Annotated in this window: 1 protein-coding gene; it reads right to left on the bottom strand. The window is 76.2% G+C overall.

Going from position 1 to position 4,768, the window contains the following annotated elements:
* The coding region (locus ACZ4VL_RS40110) for an SDR family NAD(P)-dependent oxidoreductase (RefSeq protein ID WP_468210833.1) at positions 1–4,768 on the bottom strand (4,768 nt) is incomplete at both ends.

Consider the following 4,768-nt stretch of genomic DNA (forward strand, 5'->3'; position numbering starts at 1 on the left):
CGGCGGCGAACACCGGGTGGGCGGCGTACAGTTCGCGGCCCGTGCCGAGGCGCTGGCTGCCCTGCCCGGTGAACAGGAAGGCCAGCTTCCCGGCGGTGGGTGCGCCTTCGAGCACTCCGGCCGGCCGGCTGTCTTCGGCGAGTGCGGCGAGGCCGGCCAGGAAACCGTCGCGGTCCTCGGCGACGACCGCGGCCCGGCGGTCGAGGGCGGTCCGGCTCGCGGCCAGGGAGTAGCCGATGTCCGTGAGGGACAGTTCGGGGTGGTCGGCCGCGTGCGCCGCCAGGCGCGCGGCCTGCTCGCGCAGGGCCTGCGGGTCCTTCGCCGACAGCAGCCACGGCTGGTTGCCGGGCGCCCGCGTGGGCTCCGGCTGCCGCGTCGCGGACTCGTCGGAGTCGGCGGGCTCGGGGGCCTGCTCGATGACGACGTGGGCGTTGGTGCCGCTGAAGCCGAAGGAGGAGACCGCGGCGCGGCGCGGACGTCCCGTCTCCGGCCAGGCCGTGGCCGTGTCCAGGAGCGTCATTGCTCCGCCCGCCCAGTCGACGTGCGGGGTGGGCTCGTCCACGTGCAGGGTCTTGGGCAGCGTGCCGTGGCGCATGGCCATGACCATCTTGATGATGCCGGCCACACCGGCGGCGGCCTGGGTGTGACCCATGTTGGACTTGACGGAGCCGAGGAGCAGCGGCCGGTCGGCCGGGCGGTCCTGGCCGTAGGTGGCCAGCAGCGCCTGGGCCTCGATCGGGTCGCCCAGCGTCGTGCCGGTGCCGTGCGCCTCGACGGCGTCCACGTCGGCGGCGGTCAGGCCGGCGTTGGCGAGGGCCTGCCGGATGACGCGCTGCTGAGAGGGCCCGTTGGGGGCGGTGAGGCCGTTGGAGGCGCCGTCCTGGTTGATGGCCGTACCGCGGACCACGGCGAGGACCTGGTGGCCGTTGCGGCGGGCGTCGGAGAGCCGCTCCACGAGCAGCACGCCGGCGCCTTCGGACCAGCCCGTGCCGTCGGCGTCGGCGGAGAACGCCTTGCAGCGGCCGTCGGCGGCGAGGCCCCGCTGTCGGCTGAACTCCAGGAACGCCCCGGGGGACGCCATCACCGTCACCCCGCCCGCGAGGGCGAGCGAGCACTCCCCGTTGCGCAGCGCCTGAACGGCCAGGTGCAGGGCCACGAGGGAGGAGGAGCAGGCGGTGTCGACGGTGACCGCCGGGCCCTCCAGGCCGAAGGTGTACGACAGGCGGCCGGAGATGACGCTGGCCGCGGTACCGGTGGCGAGGAGGCCCCCCACGCCCTCGGGCAGGACGGCGAGCCGGGTGGCGTAGTCGTGGTACATGACGCCGGCGAAGACGCCGGTCTGGGTGCCGCGCAGGGCGCGCGGGTCGATGCCGGCGCGTTCGAAGGCCTCCCACGAGGTTTCCAGCAGGAGCCGCTGCTGCGGGTCCATCGCCACGGCCTCGCGCGGGGAGATCCCGAAGAACGCCGCGTCGAAGGCGGACGCGTCGGAGAGGAAGCCGCCCTCGCGGGCGTAGCTGGTGCCCTCCTGGTCGGGGTCGTCGGCGAACAGGCCGTCAATGTCCCAGCCGCGGTCCTCGGGGAACCCGCAGATGACGTCGCGGCCGTCGAGGACGAGCCGCCACAGGTCCTCGGGCGACTGCACGTCGCCGGGGTAGCGGCAGCCCACGCCGACGATGGCGATGGGCTCGTCGTCGCGGACCGCGGCGGCGACCGCCGCCGACGGTGCCGCGGGGGTCGCGCCGAGCAGCTCGGACCGCAGGTGGCCGGCCAGGACCGTGGAGGTCGGGTAGTCGAACACGAGGGTGGCCGGCAGGCGCAGCCCGGTCGCGGTGCCGATCAGGTTGCGCAGTTCGACGGCGGTGAGGGAGTCGAAGCCGAGCTCGCGGAAGGAGCGGTCGGCCTCGACCGCGTCCGGCCCGGCGTAGCCGAGCACGGAGGCGACCTGGGTGCGCACCAGGTCCAGGACGAACGCCCCCTGGTCGGCGGCCGTCATCCCGGCGAGCCGGGCCGCGGGTCCGCCCGCGTCGCCGACGGGGCCGCCGGCGACGGCCGCCCGGCGTACGGGCGTGCGCACCAGGCCGGACAGCAGCGGCGGGAGCATCCCGCTGCCGGCCCGGGCACGCAGCGCCGCGAGGTCCAGCTTCACGGGGACCAGCAGCGGCGGCTGTCCGGCGGCCGACGCGGCGTCGAACAGGGCCGCGCCTTCGGATGCCGACAGGGCGTCCGCCCCGCCGCGGCCCAGCCGCGAGACGTCCTCGGCGTCCAGCGTGGCTCCCATGCCGCCACCGGCTTCGGACCACAGGCCCCAGGCCAGCGAGGTGCCGGGGAGGCCGGCGGCCCGGCGGTGGGCGGCGAGGGCGTCCAGGAAGGCGTTGCCGGCCGCGTAGTTGGCCTGGCCGGCGTTGCCGAAGACGCCCGCGGCGGAGGAGAACAGGACGAACGCGGACAGGTCGAGGCCGCGGGTCAGCTCGTGGAGGTTCCAGGCCGCGTCCACCTTCGGACGGAGCACCGCGGAGACCCGTTCGGCGGTCAGGGAGCCGATCACGCCGTCGTCCAGGACACCCGCGGTGTGCACGACCGCGGTCAGCGGGTGCTCGGCCGGGATGCCGGCCAGGACGGCCGCCAGTGCCTCCCGGTCGGCGACGTCGCAGGCCGCCCAGGTGGCCTCGGCGCCCAGTGCGGCGAGTTCGGCCGTCAGGTCGGCCGCGCCCTCGGCCGCCGCGCCGCGACGGCTGACGAGCAGCAGGTGCCGTACGCCGCGCTCGGTGACGAGGTGGCGGGCGAACAGCGCACCGAGCGACCCGCTCGCACCGGTGAGCAGCACCGTGCCCTCGGCGTCCCAGGCGGCAGCGCCCTGCCCGGTGGGCGCCGTGGCGCGGGCCAGCCTCGGCACCAGCACCGCGCCTCCGCGGACGGCCACCTCGGACTCGCCGGAGGCCAGGGCGACCGCCAGGGCGTCCTGTACGTCACCGGTGTCGTCGACGTCGACGAGGACGAAGCGGCCCGGGTCCTCGGAGTGCGCCGAACGCACCAGGCCCCACACCGCAGCGTGCACCGGATCCGGCAGTCCCTCGTCGGGCACGGCTTCCACCGCACCCCGCGTCACGAACACCAGACGCCCGTCCTCGGACCGGTCCTCGGACAGCCACTCCTGCAGCAGCCCCAGAACCCGGGCCGTCGCCGCGTGTACCGCTTCGGGCATCGCGGTCGGGCCGTCCGCGCGCAGGTCGGTGACGACGACACCGGTCCCGTCGGCCGGAGCGGTGCCGGCGCGGTCGGCGGGGAGCCGCGTCCACTCGACCCGGTACAGGGAGTCAGGGCGGCCGTCGCGGACCGCCGCGCCGATCTGCTCGGCCGAAACCGCGCGCAGGGCCAGCGCGTCCACGGAGGCGACGGGCTGACCGGCCGTGTCGGCCAGGTCCAGGGAGACCGCGCCGGGGCCGGCCGGGACGAGGCGGACGCGTGCCGCCGCCGCACCGGTGGCGTGCAGCCGTACGCCGCTCCAGGCGAACGGCAGTCGCGCGGCACCGGAGCCCGCACCGGCGTCGGTGTCCTCGGCCGCGGAGGCCAGGATGGCGCCGTCCAGTGCCAGGGTGTGCAGGGCGGAGTCGAGCAGGGCCGGGTGCACTCCGAACGCGTCCGCGTCCGTCTGCGCGCGTCCGTCCAGGGCGAGTTCGGCGAACAGGGCGCCGTCGCTGCGCCAGGCCGCCCGCAGCCCCTGGAACAGGGGCCCGTAGCGGAGACCGGAGGCGTCGAGCTGCTCGTACGCGTCGGCCACCGGGACGGGCGTGGCGCCGGCCGGCGGCCAAGCGCCCAGGTCGGCGCCGGCCGCGCGGACCTCGTCGGTGAGCAGACCGGCGGCGTGCCGCAGCCACGGCTCGTCCTCGGCGTCGGCCGGGCGGGAGTACACGGCGACCGGGCGGCCGCCGGTGCCGTCCGGGGCCCCGACCGTGACCTGGACCTGCACCGCTTCGCCCGCGTCGGACAGGACCAGCGGCGCTTGGAGGGTCAGCTCGTCCAGCGCCGGCGCGCCGACGCGTTCGCCGGCGTGCAGAGCCAGCTCCACGAAGGCCGTGCCCGGGACGAGTACGGAGCCCATCACCGCGTGGTCCGCGAGCCAGGGGTGGGTGCGCAGCGAGAGCCGGCCGGTGAGAACGCAGCCGCCGGCGTCCGCGAGGGACACCGCCGCGCCGAGGAGCGGGTGCCCGGCGGTCGCGAGGCCGAGCCCGGTGGCGTCACCCGGCAGCGGGGTGCCCGTCTCCGGCCAGTACCGCTCCCGCTGGAAGGCGTACGTGGGCAGGTCGGCGCGCTGCGCGCCCGTCCCGGCGAAGTAGGCGCTCCAGTCGGCTTCGACGCCCCGGCAGTGGGCCTCGGCGAGCGCGGTCGTGAGCGTCTCCGCCTCGGGACGGTCCGCGCGCAGCGTGGGGGCGAAGGCTGCGGTGGTGCCGTCGGTGACGCAGTCCTGCGCGAGGGCGGACAGGACGCCTTCGGGGCCGAGTTCGAGGTACGTCGTCACGCCCGCGGCTTCGAGGGCGCGGATGCCGTCGAGGAAGCGGACCGCTTCGCGGACGTGCCGGACCCAGAAGTCGGCCGAGGCCATCTCCTCGCCCGCCACGGCACCGGTCAGGTTGGAAACCACCGGGATGCGGGGGGCGGCGTACGTGAGCCCCTCAGCGACCCGACGGAAGGCGTCGAGCATGCCGTCCATGTGCGGCGAGTGGAACGCGTGGCTCACGCTGAGCCGCTTGGTCTTCCGGTCGGCGAACGA

It is taken from the genome of Streptomyces sp. NPDC029014, assembly GCF_055564695.1.